The sequence below is a fragment of the Ruegeria sp. HKCCA5463 genome, assembly GCF_013034175.1.
In the GTDB taxonomy this organism is placed as follows: Bacteria; Pseudomonadota; Alphaproteobacteria; order Rhodobacterales; family Rhodobacteraceae; genus Ruegeria.
This window is the reverse complement of record NZ_WQFL01000006.1, coordinates 16,781-32,280: the sequence shown is the minus strand read 5'-3', so window position 1 is coordinate 32,280 and position 15,500 is coordinate 16,781. Positions and strand designations below refer to the sequence as shown.

17 protein-coding genes and 1 pseudogene are annotated in these 15,500 nt (G+C 59.6%); 10 read left to right on the top strand and 8 right to left on the bottom strand.

All coding sequences use genetic code 11. The features are described 5' to 3' along the window. The first annotated feature begins 53 nt into the window (after positions 1 to 53). The 6 genes from GOW09_RS13535 to dctP are packed head-to-tail and all read left to right on the top strand — an operon-like array spanning position 54 to position 5,630. On the top strand, positions 54 to 1,208 hold the full coding sequence (locus GOW09_RS13535) for an LLM class flavin-dependent oxidoreductase (RefSeq protein ID WP_171119106.1): 1,155 nt from the start codon (positions 54 to 56) through the stop codon (positions 1,206 to 1,208). Then, positions 1,208 to 2,098 (top strand): aldo/keto reductase family oxidoreductase, encoded by an 891-nt coding sequence (locus GOW09_RS13530; protein ID WP_171119104.1) that lies wholly within the window; start codon positions 1,208 to 1,210, stop codon positions 2,096 to 2,098. Before GOW09_RS13535 ends, GOW09_RS13530 begins: the two co-directional genes overlap by 1 nt. Continuing rightward, the gene (locus GOW09_RS13525; protein ID WP_371808053.1) at positions 2,098 to 2,613 is read left to right on the top strand and encodes a flavin reductase family protein; all 516 of its coding nucleotides are present in this window, start codon (positions 2,098 to 2,100) and stop codon (positions 2,611 to 2,613) included. The genes GOW09_RS13530 and GOW09_RS13525 overlap by 1 nt, the downstream gene beginning before the upstream one ends. 53 nt (positions 2,614 to 2,666) lie before the next feature. Further along, positions 2,667 to 3,254 (top strand): TRAP transporter small permease subunit, encoded by a 588-nt coding sequence (locus GOW09_RS13520; RefSeq protein ID WP_171119101.1) that lies wholly within the window; start codon positions 2,667 to 2,669, stop codon positions 3,252 to 3,254. Next, positions 3,255 to 4,544, top strand: a complete 1,290-nt coding sequence (locus tag GOW09_RS13515; protein WP_171119099.1) for a TRAP transporter large permease — start codon at positions 3,255 to 3,257, stop codon at positions 4,542 to 4,544. A 24-nt stretch (positions 4,545 to 4,568) separates the two neighbouring features. Then, a complete protein-coding gene (gene dctP / locus GOW09_RS13510; protein WP_171119098.1) occupies positions 4,569 to 5,630 on the top strand; it encodes a TRAP transporter substrate-binding protein DctP in 1,062 nt (353 codons plus the stop codon). 30 nt (positions 5,631 to 5,660) lie between these two features. Here the strand turns inward: dctP and GOW09_RS13505 are convergent, their stop codons facing one another. Next, on the bottom strand, positions 5,661 to 6,131 hold the full coding sequence (locus GOW09_RS13505) for a tetratricopeptide repeat protein (protein ID WP_152460163.1): 471 nt from the start codon (positions 6,129 to 6,131) through the stop codon (positions 5,661 to 5,663). 3 nt (positions 6,132 to 6,134) lie between these two features. On the opposite strand from GOW09_RS13505, the gene GOW09_RS13500 reads away from it, so the two are divergent. Next, a complete protein-coding gene (locus GOW09_RS13500; protein WP_171119097.1) occupies positions 6,135 to 7,418 on the top strand; it encodes a cytochrome-c peroxidase in 1,284 nt (427 codons plus the stop codon). A 30-nt stretch (positions 7,419 to 7,448) separates the two neighbouring features. Here the strand turns inward: GOW09_RS13500 and GOW09_RS13495 are convergent. Both GOW09_RS13495 and GOW09_RS13490 read right to left on the bottom strand, forming a co-directional pair. Then, positions 7,449 to 7,567 (bottom strand): annotated as a pseudogene (locus GOW09_RS13495) (IS5/IS1182 family transposase); the annotation flags it as partial. A gap of 356 nt (positions 7,568 to 7,923) precedes the next feature. Further along, positions 7,924 to 10,206 (bottom strand): adenosylcobalamin-dependent ribonucleoside-diphosphate reductase, encoded by a 2,283-nt coding sequence (locus GOW09_RS13490; protein ID WP_171119095.1) that lies wholly within the window; start codon positions 10,204 to 10,206, stop codon positions 7,924 to 7,926. A 129-nt stretch (positions 10,207 to 10,335) separates the two neighbouring features. Here GOW09_RS13490 and GOW09_RS13485 point away from each other — a divergent pair, with 129 nt between their 5' ends. Both GOW09_RS13485 and GOW09_RS13480 read left to right on the top strand, forming a co-directional pair. Further along, positions 10,336 to 10,767 (top strand): DUF1489 domain-containing protein, encoded by a 432-nt coding sequence (locus GOW09_RS13485; protein WP_171119093.1) that lies wholly within the window; start codon positions 10,336 to 10,338, stop codon positions 10,765 to 10,767. A 98-nt stretch (positions 10,768 to 10,865) separates the two neighbouring features. After that, the gene (locus GOW09_RS13480) at positions 10,866 to 11,249 is read left to right on the top strand and encodes a hypothetical protein (protein ID WP_171119090.1); all 384 of its coding nucleotides are present in this window, start codon (positions 10,866 to 10,868) and stop codon (positions 11,247 to 11,249) included. Here the strand turns inward: GOW09_RS13480 and hisG are convergent. The 3 genes from hisG to hisS are packed head-to-tail and all read right to left on the bottom strand — an operon-like array spanning position 11,246 to position 14,517. Continuing rightward, positions 11,246 to 11,941, bottom strand: a complete 696-nt coding sequence (gene hisG / locus GOW09_RS13475) for an ATP phosphoribosyltransferase (protein WP_171119088.1) — start codon at positions 11,939 to 11,941, stop codon at positions 11,246 to 11,248. The two genes, GOW09_RS13480 and hisG, sit on opposite strands and share 4 nt — an antisense overlap. Beyond that, positions 11,938 to 13,026 (bottom strand): ATP phosphoribosyltransferase regulatory subunit, encoded by a 1,089-nt coding sequence (locus GOW09_RS13470; protein WP_171119086.1) that lies wholly within the window; start codon positions 13,024 to 13,026, stop codon positions 11,938 to 11,940. The genes hisG and GOW09_RS13470 overlap by 4 nt, the downstream gene beginning before the upstream one ends. Positions 13,027 to 13,029: 3 nt before the next feature. After that, the gene (hisS, locus tag GOW09_RS13465) at positions 13,030 to 14,517 is read right to left on the bottom strand and encodes a histidine--tRNA ligase (RefSeq protein WP_171119084.1); all 1,488 of its coding nucleotides are present in this window, start codon (positions 14,515 to 14,517) and stop codon (positions 13,030 to 13,032) included. Positions 14,518 to 14,646: 129 nt separating this feature from the next. Between hisS and GOW09_RS13460 the strand changes: the two genes are divergently transcribed. Next, the gene (locus GOW09_RS13460) at positions 14,647 to 14,841 is read left to right on the top strand and encodes a SlyX family protein (RefSeq protein ID WP_152460143.1); all 195 of its coding nucleotides are present in this window, start codon (positions 14,647 to 14,649) and stop codon (positions 14,839 to 14,841) included. Positions 14,842 to 14,845: 4 nt separating this feature from the next. Here GOW09_RS13460 and GOW09_RS13455 read toward each other — a convergent pair whose 3' ends face one another. Next, positions 14,846 to 15,214: a hypothetical protein gene (locus tag GOW09_RS13455; RefSeq protein ID WP_253282647.1), complete on the bottom strand. Its 369-nt coding sequence runs from the start codon at positions 15,212 to 15,214 to the stop codon at positions 14,846 to 14,848. 16 nt (positions 15,215 to 15,230) lie between these two features. Next, positions 15,231 to 15,449: a hypothetical protein gene (locus GOW09_RS13450; protein WP_171119082.1), complete on the bottom strand. Its 219-nt coding sequence runs from the start codon at positions 15,447 to 15,449 to the stop codon at positions 15,231 to 15,233. Between the last annotated feature and the right edge of the window lie 51 nt (positions 15,450 to 15,500).

Sequence of the window (15,500 nt, the reverse complement as noted above, 5' to 3'; positions counted from 1 at the left end):
CAAAGCGATTGCTACGCAAGAGGAAAGTCAAAGATGTACGGAGCGTGAATCAAATGAGCATCGTCCCCATCACATCCCCCGATCTGGATGCGGCCGAAGTTTCGTGGTTCGCTGCGCTGTGTTCCGATGATTACCAGTTCCTTGGCGTTCCCGACGGTGACCTGCGGTCGAGTTGGGAGCATTGCTCGAACATTGTGAAAGAGGCCGAGGCGCAGGGTTTTCGCAACATCCTCTGCCCGTCCTCCTATCAGGTCGGTCAAGACACGCTGAGCTTTGTCGCCGGCTGCGCTCCGATCACCGACCGGATCAACCTGCTGGCCGCTGTGCGCTGTGGCGAGATGCAACCGATCATGCTGGCCCGCACCATCGCAACGCTGGATCACATGCTGAAGGGGCGGTTGACGGTCAACATCATCTCATCCGACTTTCCCGGTGAGAAAGCCGACAGCGCGTTCCGCTATCAGCGCTCGCGCGAAGTGGTGCAGATTCTGAAACAGGCCTGGACGCAGGATGAGATCAATCATGCAGGCGAGGTCTATAACTTCTCGGGCCTGACCACCGACCCGGCCAAGCCATATCAGACCGGCGGCCCGCTGCTTTATTTCGGCGGCTATTCTCCCTCTGCTTTGGATCTGTGCGGCGAGCATTGTGACGTCTACCTGATGTGGCCTGAAACCAAGGATCAACTGGCCGAACGGATGAAGGCCGTTCACACCGTCGCTGAAAACTACGACCGCACGCTGGATTACGGGTTGCGTGTCCATATGATCGTTCGCGATACCGAGGTTGAGGCACAGGAATACGCGGACTACATCGTCTCGAAGCTGGACGACGAATACGGTCGCGCCATCCGCGAACGGGCGCTGGATTCGACCTCGCTAGGGGTGGCGCATCAGGCCAGGAACCGCGATCTGGCGGATGAATACGGCTATGTCGAACCCGGTCTCTGGACCGGTGTTGGCCGCGCGCGTTCGGGCTGTGGGGCGGCGCTGGTCGGGTCGACCGATCAGGTTATGTCGAAGATCGAGGAATACCAGAAGATGGGCATCCGCGCTTTCATCTTCTCGGGCTACCCGCATCTGGACGAAGCCCGCCATTTCGGCGCCCGCGTGTTGCCGAATCTGAAAACCTGTTCCCTTCCCGAAGCTTACGGAAGGGTTCCCAAAACGACCCCGGCCACACCGCTGGGCAACAGAGAACGCCGCTGATGCAACGTGTGAAACTATCTGACTCGCTGGAGATGAGCCGCCTTGTCTATGGCATGTGGCGGTTGGGCGATGACAGTGACACGTCCGCGGGCCATGTCGAGGCCAAGATTCAGACCTGCCTGGATCAGGGTATCACCACCTTCGATCAGGCCGACATCTATGGCGGCTACCAGGCCGAGGCCGTGCTGGGTGCCGCCCTGCGCGCCAATCCAAACCTGCGTCAGAAGATGGAGATCGTCACCAAATGCGACATCGTCGCGCCGGTTGGCCGTTACACGGATGCGAAGGTAAAATACTACGACACCTCGCGCGCCCACATTCTGAAATCGGTCGAGACGTCGCTGTCAGAAATGGCGATTGACCACATCGATCTACTGTTGATCCACCGCCCGGACCCCATGATGGACCACCATGAAACCGGAGCCGCCCTGGATGAGGTCGTCGCCAGTGGAAAGGTCGGCGCGGTGGGTGTGTCCAACTTCCGCCCGTGGGATTGGTCGTTGCTGCAATCGGCGATGAAAACGCAGTTGGTCACCAACCAGATCGAAATTTCTCTGGGTCAGATCAGCCCTTTCACCAACGGTGATCTGGCGTTTCACCAACAGCATGGCCATCCGTTGATGGCATGGTCGCCGCTGGGTGGAGGCCTGTTGATGGCCGGAAACCCGCCGGTTGGGGTCGTCGCCGATGAAATCGCAGCCGGGTTTGGCGTGGATCGCGCCGCCGTCGCAGTGGCGTTCCTGCTGGCCCACCCGGCCAACATCCTGCCGGTTCTGGGCACCAACAATCTGGACCGGATCAAACGCGCCTCGGACGCATTGAAAGTCAAACTGGATCGCGAAAGCTGGTTTCGCCTGTACGAGGCGGCACTGGGGCATGAGGTACCATGATGAACGCAATCTCAAAGGACATGACCCGCACCTTCATTCCACATAAGGACGACACACGTACCCTGCGCGACGCCTTCGGCCGCTTTGCAACCGGCGTCACAATCGTCACTTGCGACAGCGCGGATGGGCCTGTCTGCATCACCGCCAACAGCTTTTCGTCCCTGTCGCTTGACCCACCGCTGATCATGTGGGCCGGAGACCGCAACTCGCGTCGCTTCCCCTATTTCCACAAGGCCCGGCATTTCAGCGTGCATGTGCTGTCTTCGGACCAGGCCGAGCTGTGTTTCGGCTGCTCGAAAGACGCCTTTGCACTGCGGGACATCAGCCACGAGCGCTGTGAGAATGGGACGCCGGTGTTGGCGGACTGCCTGGCGCGGTTCGAATGCGAACAGCACGCGTATCACGATGCAGGCGATCACGTTATTGTGGTTGGAAAAGTTCTCAGGGCCAGCATGTCGGATGGAGACGCGCTGACCTTCTATGCCGGGAAACTCGGCCAATTCGCGAAAGTCTAAGCGCGATTTGATGACCGTGGGGGACACCCACGGCTGACCAAGGGAGGATCCGCATGGGCGGACTGGCATCGGTGCTTGCACCGATTGCATTCGTGAACGAAACCGTGCTGCGTCTGGGCCGCGCGGTTGGTGTTGTTGCGATTGCGCTCATGGTGATCGCAATTCTGATCCAGGTGTTTTTCCGATACGTTCTGGGCAATGCGCTGCCTTGGCCGGACGAGGCCGCGCGGTTCTGCATGCTGTGGATGACCGGTCTTATGGCGCCCACCGCGTTTCGGCGCGGCGGTTTTGTAGCCATTGACATGCTGGAACGCCTCCTTCCCCGCATCATCGGCCAGACGCTGAATCTGTTCCTGCTTTTGATCGCGCTCGCCGTCCTGCTGGTCGCGGTCAATATCGGCTGGTCCGAGGTCACCGGCTTTGGCGGAAAATTCGCCACTGCCGCGCTGTATCTGCCCACCTCTTTCGGGTTCGACGAATGGTATCGCATTCCTCGCAGTTGGATGATGACATCGCTGCTGGTGGGGATCATCCTGCTGATCTCGGTGAATATCGAGCTGATCCTGCGATCCTTCATCACTCTGCTGGGCGGCGGCCACCTGTTGCCTGAAATTCCTGATGCGGCAGTGGGGGCCGAATAAATGCTGATCTGGTTCCTGCCCACCTTCCTGATTTTCCTGCTGATCGGCCTGCCGGTCTTTTTCGCTTTGCTGGCGGCGCCCGGAATCCTGCTGTGGCTGAACGGCCAGACGAACGACATCACGTTGCTGTATCGCAATGTCTATAACGGTATGGACAGCTTCCCTCTGATGGCGATCCCCTTCTTCATGCTGGCCGGAGAGCTCATGAACCGAGGCGGCATCACCATCCGCCTTGTCGAGTTTTCGCAGGCCCTGATGGGACACCTGCGCGGTGGTCTGGCGCATGTGAACGTGCTGAGTTCGATCCTGTTCGCGGGCCTCTCAGGGTCCGCAGTGGCGGACACCTCGGCGCTTGGGTCGATGCTGATCCCGGCGATGGAGAAACAGGGCTATACCCGCAAATTCGCCGCCGCGATCACGGCGGCGAGTTCGGTGATCGGGCCGATCATTCCGCCCTCGGGCATCATGATCATCTACGCCTATGTGATGGGCGAAAGCGTGGCCGCGTTGTTTCTGGCGGGGATCGTTCCGGGCGTGATGGTCGGTGTCGGTCTGATGCTGATGATCAAACTGATGGCCGACCGCTATGACTTCCCCATCGCCAGCCGCAAATACACATGGCCCGAGCGGAGTCAGGCCAGTTTGAAGGCCTTTTTCCCATTGATGACACCGGTCATCATTCTGGGCGGTATTCTGGGTGGTATCTTCACACCGACCGAGGCTGCGGCAGTCGCCGTGGGCTATGCCTTCATCATCGGGTTCTTCATCCTGCGGACATTGACATGGAAAGAGGTCCCCGAGGTGCTCAGCAATGCAGGCATGACTTCAGCCGTTGTTCTGCTGCTGGTTGGTGCTGCGATGGCGTTCAAGACGGTTGTCAGCCTCAGCCATGCGCCGGAACAACTGGCCTCGCTGATCCTCAGCCTGTCAGAAAACCCGCTGATCCTTTTGTTCCTGATCAACCTGCTGCTGTTCATCGTTGGCATGTTCCTGGACGCAGGCCCTGCGATCATCATCCTTGGACCAATCCTTGGCCCGATCTTCACCAGCCTAGGCGTCGACCCGATCCATTTTGCCATCATCATGAGCGTCAACCTGACCGTCGGCCTCGCCACACCGCCAATGGGCCTGGTCCTGTTCGTGGCTGCCGCCGTATCGCGCGAACGGGTTGAAACCATCGCCAAAGCGATCCTGCCGTTCCTGGCGGTCGAAATCATCGTGATTTTCCTGATCACCTACATACCCGCACTATCCATGACGATCCCGAGGATAACGGGATTTGCCAACTAACTGAGTTCCACAGGGAGGAAACGCATGCTCAGAGAATTCATCAAAACCACAGCGGTGGCCACATCGCTGGTGGCGGCGTCCGCCATGGCTGCGATAGCCGCCGACTATACGCTGCGCGCAACCGCAAATTCGAACGAAAACGATGAGGACTATGACGGGCTGATCGTCTTCAAGAACTATGTCGAATCTGCCTCGAACGGCGCGATCGAGGTCGAACTGTTCATCGGCACACAGCTTTGCTCGAACGGGGCCGAATGCTTGCAGGGCGTGGCAGACGGCACCATCGACATCTACATCTCGACCTCGGGCGGTGCCTCAGGCATCTTTCCTTACGTGCAGGTTCTGGACCTACCTTATCTGATGGCCGATGACCGCATTGCCGAGCATGTCCTGTCGGGCGATTTCACCCGCACAATGCGCGACATGGCGCTTGAGGACTCGGGCGGCGCGATCCGTCTGATGACCATCGGCAACACCGGCGGCTGGCGCAACTTTGCCAACACACAGCGCCGCATTGCCGAGCCTGCGGATATGGAAGGTCTGAAAATCCGCACCGTCGTCGCCGACCTGCCGCAGGAACTGGTCAAGGCGCTGGGTGCGTCGCCCACCCCGATCCCGTGGCCGGAACTGTTCACCAGCTTCCAGACCGGTGTCGTTGAAGGATCCAAGAACGGCATCACCGACATCATGGGCATGAAATTCCCGGATGCGGGCCTGCAATACGTAACGCTGGACGGCCACGCCTATATGGGCGCATTGTGGTGGATGAACAACGCCAAGTTCCAGGAGATGCCCGAGGATCTGCGCCGCGTCGTGGTCGACGGGTTCTATGCCCTGCAACAGGCCACTTTCGCCTCCCCCAAGCGCAAGTCGATCCAAGCCTATGAGGATTTCGTTGCCGGTGGCGGAGACCTCTATGTGCTGACACCCGATCAGAAGGCTGCGTTCAAAGAGGCCGCAACGCCAGTCTATGATTGGTTCCAGTCCAACGTTGCGCGTGGCGATGAGATATTTGCTGCACTGACCGAGGCGGTCGCGGCGGCTGAGGCGGACGTCAACGCCGCTCGCGATGCGGATCTGAAGTGAACGGTTGGGCCGGGCTTTGCGGCCTGGCCCTCACCGAAACGGGTACATCCACCCTTTGTAGTCGTTGACCAGAACATGCGCCTTTTCAATCTGCTCCGGCGACATTTTCTTGACCACTTCCTCAAGGCTGATCGCCGCATCGGGGTCGCCGCCAATGGCGCTGAGCGTGTACCACATATACGCGCGCACCAGATCGGGCGCAGGCATGCCCAGACCCAATTCGTAATACCAGCCAACGCCCGATTGCGCCCCCGGATGCCCCTTCATCGAGGCGCGCAGATACCATTCAAAAGCCCGTTCGTAATCCTGCTCGACCCCCAAACCCAGCCCGTACATCACGCCGATCAGCTCTTCAGCCTCGGCGTTGCCCGAGCGCGCGGCTGGAAGAAGTTCCTCGCGCGCGGCAGCAAACTGTCCGGCTTCCATCATATCGCGGGCTTGTTCCAGTTCAGCCAGAGCCGGAGACGCAAATACGCAAAGGGCAAGAACAAGCTGGCGCATGGGATGGTTGCCTTCTTCTGGGTCGGGGCCGCTGTGGCACAGGATTTGCCGCGCCCGCTGACCGATGATGACTTTATCCCCTTTGATATGGAACAGGCCGCCATCGGTCATCAACTGTTTTACGACCCGATCCTGTCAGGCAACCGCAACAACGCCTGCGCCCATTGTCACCACCCGGATTTCGGCACTTCGGACGGGTTGTCTCTGGGCATAGGAGAAGGCGGGCAGGGGTTGGGGCCGGACCGCACACCCGGCACCGGGGCCGACAGAATACGCAAACGCATCCCTCGCAACTCTCCGGGCCTGTGGAATCTTGGGGCCAAGGACATACACACCGTCTTTCACGACGGCAGGCTGAGCATTTCCGACGTCTACGGCAACGGCTTCAATTCCCCGGCGCAGGAGTGGCTGCCCGAGGGCCTGAACTCCCTGCTGGCGGCACAGGCTCTGTTTCCCCTGACCTCACAATTCGAGATGGCGGGCAATGTGGCCGAAAATGAAGTCACAGGCGCGGTGCATGATCGCATCGACAAGGGCTGGCTCATTCTGGCGAAACGCGTCCGCACCGATCCGCGCTATGGTCCAGCCATAGTCGCCGCCTTTGCTGAGGTCGAGACGACCGAGGACATCACGATCACGCAAGTCGCCAACGCTCTGGCCGCTTTCATGGCGATCGAGTGGCGCAGCACCGACAGCCCGTTTGACCACTATCTTGCGGGCGACATGAATGCCCTTTCACCGGCGCAAATCGAGGGGATGAGGCTGTTCTACGGCAAAGCCCGCTGCTCCGCCTGCCACAGCGGACCGCTCATGTCAGATCAGAAGTTCCATGCACTGGGCTTGCCACCCTTTGGGCCGGGTCGCACCCGGCAGTGGGATCCCTTCGTCCGGGATGTCGGCCGCATGGGTGAAAGCAACCGCCTTGAGGATGCCTACAGGTTCCGCACCCCGATGCTCCGTAACGTTGCCCTGACCGCACCGTACGGTCACAATGGCGCCTTCCCCGATCTTGAAAGCGTCATTCGCCATCATTTGGATCCGCAGGCCAGCCTGGACAAATGGACCCCACAAATGGCTGCCTTACCCCACGTGCCATGGTTGCAAAAAACGGATTTCCTAGTTTGGCAGGACCAATATGAAATGGCACGTCAACGCAAGAAAATTGATATTGATCCGATCCAGCTTGCGGAATTGGAAATAGAAAACCTGATTGCTTTTCTGCATTCGTTGACAGGTCGCAGCGTGGACTCGCCGATATTCGGTGTGCCGAAAGGGTTTACTCCTTAGCCATCCCTCTCATCAATTAGGTCATGTTGACTAATGGCTGAGCCAGAGACGGGTTGATGCGATATCGACGAAGCCGAAGAGCTTTCGGCGGGCACGTCGCAGCGAGTTGCAACTCGGCTGGCATTCTTCAACTTGTTGAAGCATTTCTCGGCTGGATAGCCTCATCTGGCCCCGCCCATCTCTGAAACTTATCAATCGCCTACAAACAAATACTCTCTGCAATCTTCGTGGGCATTCTCAATTTGGCACCTGCTTTATTTCACTGCATGGCTAGAAGACCACAATCAGGCTAACGAAGCTTTGATTGGTCCAAGCGGACCAATGCGGTTTGGCACCCGCCAACTTTATCGGGAGCGTGCTAAAGCGCTGACAACTCTCTCTACACAATCCAAATCAAAAAAAGCCAGCGCCTCGAAACGCGATGGCAAAGTTCTGGTGGTCAAAGTTGCAGTTTGAGCAGGTTAAATTGCAGACTGTTGCTGGTTTTCACAGCGACCCCCCCGTCTCAGCCACATTTCGAATGCCCGCAGCTGCGGCAGGTCATGCAGCCCTCGATCATCACCATGTCATACTGGCCGCAGGACGGGCAGGCCTTGCCGCGGGGGGCGTCCATGTTGACCACCTGCGCCTGCGGGTCGGACTTCAGCCCCATCCCTTCGCCCTCGAGGAACCCGATCGCGATCATGTGCTGCTCGATTACGCCGCCGATCGCCGCCAGGATCGAAGGGATATACTTGCCCTGCACCCAGGCCCCGCCGCGCGGATCGAACACGGCCTTGAGCTCCTCGACCACGAAAGACACGTCACCACCGCGCCGGAACACGGCCGAGATCATCCGGGTCAAGGCCAGCGTCCAGGCGTAATGCTCCATGTTCTTCGAGTTGATGAACACCTCGAACGGACGCCGCCGGCCGCCGATGACGATGTCGTTGATGGTCAGATAGATCGCGTGTTCGCTGTCGGGCCATTTCAGCTTGTAGGTCGAACCCTCAAGCGATTGCGGCCGGTCCAGCGGTTCGGACATGTAGATGACATCGCCGCCATCCACCTCGTGCGGCGCATCCGCACTTTCGCCCGGCACTTTGTCGTCGCTTTCCGAAACGGTCAGAACCGAACCGGTCACGTCGTTCGGGCGATAGGTCGTGCAACCCTTGCAGCCCTGATCCCAGGCCTGCATATACACGTCCTTGAAGGCGTCGAACGAGATGTCCTCGGGGCAGTTGATCGTCTTCGAGATCGAGCTGTCGATCCATTTCTGCGCCGCCGCCTGCATCTTGACGTGCTCGGCCGGGGTCAGGGTCTGGGCGTTCACGAAATAGTCGGGCAGCTCGACATCGCCGAACTTGTCGCGCCACATCTGAACGGCATAGTCCACCACCTCTTCCTCGGTCCGCGAGCCGTCCTTCTGCAAAACCTTGCGCGTATAGGCATAGGCAAAGACCGGCTCGATCCCCGACGATACGTTCCCTGCGTACAAAGAGATCGTCCCAGTGGGCGCGATCGAGGTCAGCAGCGCGTTGCGGATGCCGTGTGCACGGATGGCTTCGCGGACATCGTCATCCATCTGCTGCATCGTGCCGCTGGCCAGGTATTTCTCGGCATCGAACAGGGGGAACGCCCCTTTTTCCTTGGCCAAGTCGACCGACGCCAGATACGCGGCGCGGGCGATCGCGTGCAACCAGCGCTCGGTCTGACGCGCCGCCTCGTCCGAGCCATAGCGCAGACCCAGCATCAACAGCGCATCCGCCAGCCCGGTCACGCCCAGCCCGATGCGGCGTTTGTCCTGCGCTTCAGCCTCTTGTTCGGCCAGTGGGAATTTTGACACATCAACGACATTGTCCATCATCCGGACAGCCGTGGCGACAAGTTCTTGCAGGGCCTCTTCATTCAAACGGGCTTTTGCCTCAAACGGTTCAACCACCAAACGCGCCAGATTGATCGAACCCAACAGGCAGGCGCCATAGGGCGGCAATGGCTGTTCGCCGCACGGGTTCGTGGCAGCGATTGTTTCAACATAGCTCAGGTTGTTGGCCTGGTTGATACGGTCGATGAAGATCACGCCCGGTTCGGCATAGTCATAGGTGGCCTGCATGATCTTGTTCCACAGATCACGCGCCTGAACCGTGTGATAGACCTTGCCGTCAAAGATCAGATCCCACGAGGCATCGGCCTTGACCGCTTCCATGAACGGATCGGTCACCAGAACCGACATGTTGAACATGCGCAGGCGGGCCGGGTCAGATTTGGCGGTGATGAACTGTTCGATATCCGGGTGGTCACAGCGCATGGTCGCCATCATCGCGCCACGGCGCGAGCCCGCGGACATGATCGTGCGGCACATGGCATCCCAGACATCCATAAAGCTCAGCGGCCCCGACGCATCCGCCGCGACGCCTTTCACGTCAGCGCCACGCGGGCGGATGGTCGAGAAATCATAGCCGATCCCCCCGCCCTGCTGCATGGTCAAAGCGGCCTCTTTCAGCATGTCGAAAATGCCGCCCATGCTGTCGGGTACCGTGCCCATGACAAAACAATTGAACAGGGTCACCTGACGCGCGGTGCCGGCACCTGCTGTGATCCGCCCGGCAGGCAGGTATTTAAAGTCTTCCAGCGCCTCATAGAATTTCTCTTCCCAGTGCCCCGGGTCGTTTTCCGCCCGCGTCAGATCACGGGCGATGCGCCGCCAACTGTCTTCAACCGTTTGATCGATGGGGGTGCCATCCGCCTGTTTAAAGCGGTACTTCATATCCCAGATCTGCTCGGCGATGGGGGCGGCAAAGCGGCTCATTGGTGATTCCCTGTGCTGAAAGAGGTATCCAGACTACCTCAAATCACATGCTCACCACAACACCTTGATGACAACTGGAACCAAGCTACAATATAAAGATGGTCTTCGGGACGACTCTGTGGGAAAGCTGTGGATAATTACGTAAACCTCATAAAACTGTCCGTTGGTTCGGAAAGCGTCGACACGCTGATGGCCTGGCAGGACAGCTATCGCCAGCGGTTCGCAGATGGCCTTCCACGCCACGTCACCCGCATGTGGCCCAAGCGCGAAGCCGAAATTCTGAACGGCGGATCGATCTATTGGGTCATCAAGGGCGTAATCCAATGCCGCCAGCGGATCCTGCGGCTGGATGAAGTGATCGGAGACGATGGTATCCGCCGCTGTGCCATTGTGCTGGACCCCAAGTTGCACCGCACCCAGAACGCCCTGAAACGCCCGTTTCAGGGATGGCGTTATCTCAAGCCTGAAGATACTCCTGCCGATTTGCCCAAAAACCGCGAGCAGGACGATGCCCTGCCCGATGATCTGAACCGCGCCCTGGCGGAAATCGGGGTTCTGTAAAGGCCGGCACCAGACTATCTGCAATGTGATGCGTTGAGGATGCCAACAAAATCGCATAGAATGTTTACTTGATTTTATTAAGTTAACGAGGGCAATCTATGATGATTGGACAATTTCGAACAATCGTATTGGCGGCTGTATTTGTAGCAGGCGGAACAAGCGTTCTCGCCGCCCCAAAGGATGGAACCTATAGCCTGACCGTGCCGTCCAAAAATCCGTTCCCGGTGTCGGTCACAATTACCGGCGGCAACATTGCAGGCATCACGTCCTCAACGCTGCAAAATATCAACGGCGCCAGCGTTTCGGGGAACAGCAAAAAGCAATCCATCAGTTTCAACTTCGACAGCGCGAACTGCGGAGGCGGCAACACCGGCACCATGACATTCGACCTGAGAAAGAATGTCGTGTTCAAAAAATGGAAAGGGACGTGCGGGTCAAAACGTTTTGACATCAGCAAATCAGTGACCGCTGCCCCTGATTAAGTTTTGCTTACCCGGTCCATTACTTCCGCAAGCACCCGCTTGTCATCAGGCAAATAACTGGCCACCCGACTGCGCCACAGCGTGGCCTGCGATTGCAGGATCAGACCGTCCGAGAGGATCTTCAGGTGGTTCGCGCGCAGGGTCTCTCCGGTCGAGGTGATGTCGGCAATTGCTTCGGCGGTTTCATTCATCACCGTGCCTTCAGTCGCACCCTGACTGTCGACCAGCGTGTAATCGGCCACGCCCGCTTCTGTCAGGAATTCCCGAACCAGACGGTGGTATTTGGTGGCGATCCGCAGCCGGTGGCCATGGGTTTTGCGAAACGCAGCTGCTGCCGCGTCCAGATCATCAAGCGTATCGACATCGACCCAACATGCCGGAATTGCGATGATCAGATCAGCCTTGCCGAATCCAAGCTGCGAAACCTCTTCAACCTGCTGTTCCCAGCGCGGCAGTTTCTCGTGCACCAGATCGATCCCGGTGACGCCCAGTTGAATCCGCCCCGCCGCCAGTTCACGCGGAATTTCCCCCGCCGACAACAGGATCAGAGAGACACCGTCGATCCCTTCGACCTTGCCCGCATATTCCCGGTCCGACCCGCTGCGTGACAAGGTGATGCCGCGTTTTTCGAACCATGAGAAGGTCTTTTCCATCAACCGGCCCTTCGACGGCACACCAAGTTTCAGGCTCATACAGCACCCTCCTCAATCTCCAGCATCAGGTCGGGGCGCAACACGCCGCCGACAGCCGGGATTTCGTCTCCACGGCCCAATTGCCGTGTCAGCGCGTCATAGCGCCCGCCCGTGGCGATCGGAGGCAGGTCAGGCCGACCTTCCGCGTAAAACCCAAAAACAAAACCATCGTAATATTCCATCGATGTCCGGCCATAGGCGGCCTCGAAATCCAACCGCTCGACATCGACGCCACGTGCTTGCAGCGCAGCCACACGCGCCTCCAGCCGGTCCAAGGCGGGCGTGATCTGCGGCAGATCCACCGCCACGTCGCGCAGCTGTTCCAGCGCAAATGGCATGGTCTCGCGCACATTCAGCAACGTTTCCAGCCCGGCCAGTTCATTGTCGGAAATCGGCGGCGTATCGCGGTCTTCGCGCAGGGCTTCGATGCGCGCTGCGATTTCGGCCTTGCGGCGCTTGCCGATCATAGGGGCATCAAAGGCCATCGGATCGGCAGCGTCCAGCAGCGCGGCGCGCCCTTCCGAGGGCGCCTTGCGACCTGCAAACCGATCCAGCAAGATGCGGAACCGGCGCGGTCTCCACAGGTGCCGCATCAGGGCGGCCTTACGACGCTCGGTCGTGCGCAGCCCTTCGACCGCGGCGGTGAGGATACCGATATCCCCGGTTGCCGCTCGCAGAGGCAACCCACGCAACTGAAGCGCCATCAGCGAAAACACCTCGGCATCGGCCCCGGCCGGATCGTCACGGTCAAAAACCTCGTATCCCACCTGGATATATTCATTGGCGCGGTCGGGGTCATGCTCCTGACGGCGGAACACCTCACCCGAATAGGTATAGCGCGCCGGTTCGGCCCCGTCGCGCATGTGCATCTGCACCACCGGTAGGGTGAAATCCGGGCGCAGCATCTGTTCGCCGCGCAGCGCGTCCGAGGTGACATAGGCGCGCGCGCGGATATCCTCGCCGTAGAGGTCCAGCAGCGTCTCGGCCGATTGCAGCAGCGGCGGGTCGACGACCTGCGCCCCGGCGGCCTCGAAGCGCACGCGCATCATCGCGGCCCGGGCCTGGATCTGGGATCGGTTGGGCATGGCTTAGTCCTGACTGTCCAGAATCTCGCGCACCTTGGCGACCAGATCGCTGCGCGGCACCTCGAACTGGCTGGGGCGTTCCTTCCATTCCTCGAGCGTGGCGCTTTCGGCAATCTTGGCCCCCAGGATCAGGTCCTTGATCTGCACGATGCCTTTGGCTTTTTCGTCGCCGCCCTCGATCACCGCAATCGGAGAATTCCGCTTGTCCGCATATTTCAGCTGGTTACCAAAATTCTTGGGATTGCCCAGATAGACCTCGGCCCGGATGCCGGCATTGCGCAGCTCGGCCACCATCGCCTGATAGTCGGCCATGCGGTCGCGGTCCATTACGGTCACGACCACAGGGCCGGTGGCCTGAGCACTGATCCGACCCTTTTCGCGCAGCGCTGCGAGCAGGCGATCAACGCCGATGGAGATGCCTGTCGCAGGCATTTCCTGCCCGGTGAAACGCTTCACCAGATCGTCATAGCGCCCACCACCCGAGACGGACCCGAACTGCCGCTTGCGGCCTTTCTCATCAAAGATCTCGAAGGTCAGTTCGGCCTCATAGACCGGCCCGGTATAATAACCCAGACCGCGCACGACCGAGGGATCGATCTGGATGCGATCAGCACCATAGCCGCCCGCGGCCAGCAACTCGCCGATCTGCTCCAGTTCCGTAATGCCTTCGGCGCCGATCTTGCTGTCACCCACGGCCGCGCGCAGGTTGGCCAGCGTTCCGGCGGCAGCATCGGCCTTGGAGGTCAGGAAGGCGATCACCGGCTCGGCCTGATCGTCGGACAGGCCCACACCGTCGATGAACGCGCCCGAGACATCCAGCCGGCCCTTGGTCAGCAACTCGCGCACGCCCTGCTCACCCACCTTGTCGAACTTGTCGATGGTGCGCAGAACGTCGTCGCGCGCTGCCGCGTCCGCGCCTAGGCCCATCGCCTCAAGCACGCCATTCAGAACCTTGCGGTTGTTGACCCGCACCAGATAATCGCCGCGCGGAATGCCCACGGTTTCCAGCGTGTCTGACAGCATCGCGCAAATCTCGGCATCGGCCGCCATGCTGGCCGTCCCCACCGTATCCGCATCACACTGATAGAACTGACGGTACCGCCCAGGCCCCGGCTTTTCGTTGCGCCAGACCGGACCCATCGCATAGCGGCGATAGGGCGTGGGCAGATCGTTGCGGTGCTGGGCATAGACCCGGGCCAAAGGTGCTGTCAGATCATAGCGCAGCGCCATCCAATCGCCATTGCCGCCCTCGTCAAACTCCTGCCAGGCGAACACGCCTTCGTTCGGGCGATCCACGTCGGGCAGGAACTTGCCCAGCGCCTCGACGGTCTCGACCGCACTGCTTTCAAGCGCGTCGAACCCGTAACGATGATACACGCCCGCAATCGTCCGCAGCATCTCGGTGCGCTGCGTGACTTCCTCGCCGAAATAGTCGCGGAACCCTTTCGGCGTGACGGCCTTGGGGCGGGGCTGTTTCTTGGGCTTGGCCATGTGGGGCGTCCTTGGGAGTGTCCTTGTTCCGCGCGCGGTCTATCCCATGGTCCGCATCGGGGCAAGGCGCGCTTTCTCTGGCCTTTGGCCAACTGTGTCGCTATGACCAGCGCAAGACAGGAGTTCCCCATGCAGCATCTGGAAGAAGAGATCGCCCATCTGACCCGTACCGTGGACGAACTGAACACGGTCGTCACCAGACAACAGTCGGAAATCGACCGGCTGACCCAACGGGTTGAAATGCTGTTGCAGCGCGAAGCAGAACGGGCGCAGGAAGGTTCAGGCGGCGTTGTCTTTGGTGACGAACGACCGCCTCACTATTGATGATTTAAAGCCCCAGCGTCGATTTTACCGCGTTGTCCACAACGCCTCCCAACAGGGCGTTTCCGTCCCCGGTGCAGCCCTCTTTCAAGGCGGCCACAAATGTTTCTCTCAGAGCCGCCTTTTCCTCATCCGAAGTCGCGTGGGCTTCGATGTCAACCTGACGGTTGTAAAGCGAAAGGGCCGTCATCTTCCCAACGACGTCCAGAATGTATTCTTCGTTCCCATCAGCCTCTTCGATAACAGAGGTGCAGGTGTGATACATCAGCGGCAGCGCGTCCTGCATCATCTGTTCGGCTTCCTCGTCGGCAAGGGCCAATCCGGGCGCTGCAAGCATTAAGGCGGTGGCGGCTGGCTTAAGCAAATTCGTCCTCATCCGGATGCTCCTCCGCTTACTTGGAATTCGCGCCGATCAGCGCACCGGCCACCGCTCCGGCGGCGGCACCTTTGCCGTCGCCGATCAGCGCGCCGACACCCGCGCCAATCACGGCGCCTTTGATCGTGTTTTCTTTTTTCTTGTCATCCGCCAGACCAGCTGAGGCCGAAACCAAAGCCAGCGTCGCTGCTGCGCCGAATACAATCTTTCTGAACTTGAGACCCGTTATTGTCATAACAACGCCCTCCTGTGGCATGACCTAAAGACATCTCTGTCAAGTCAGCCT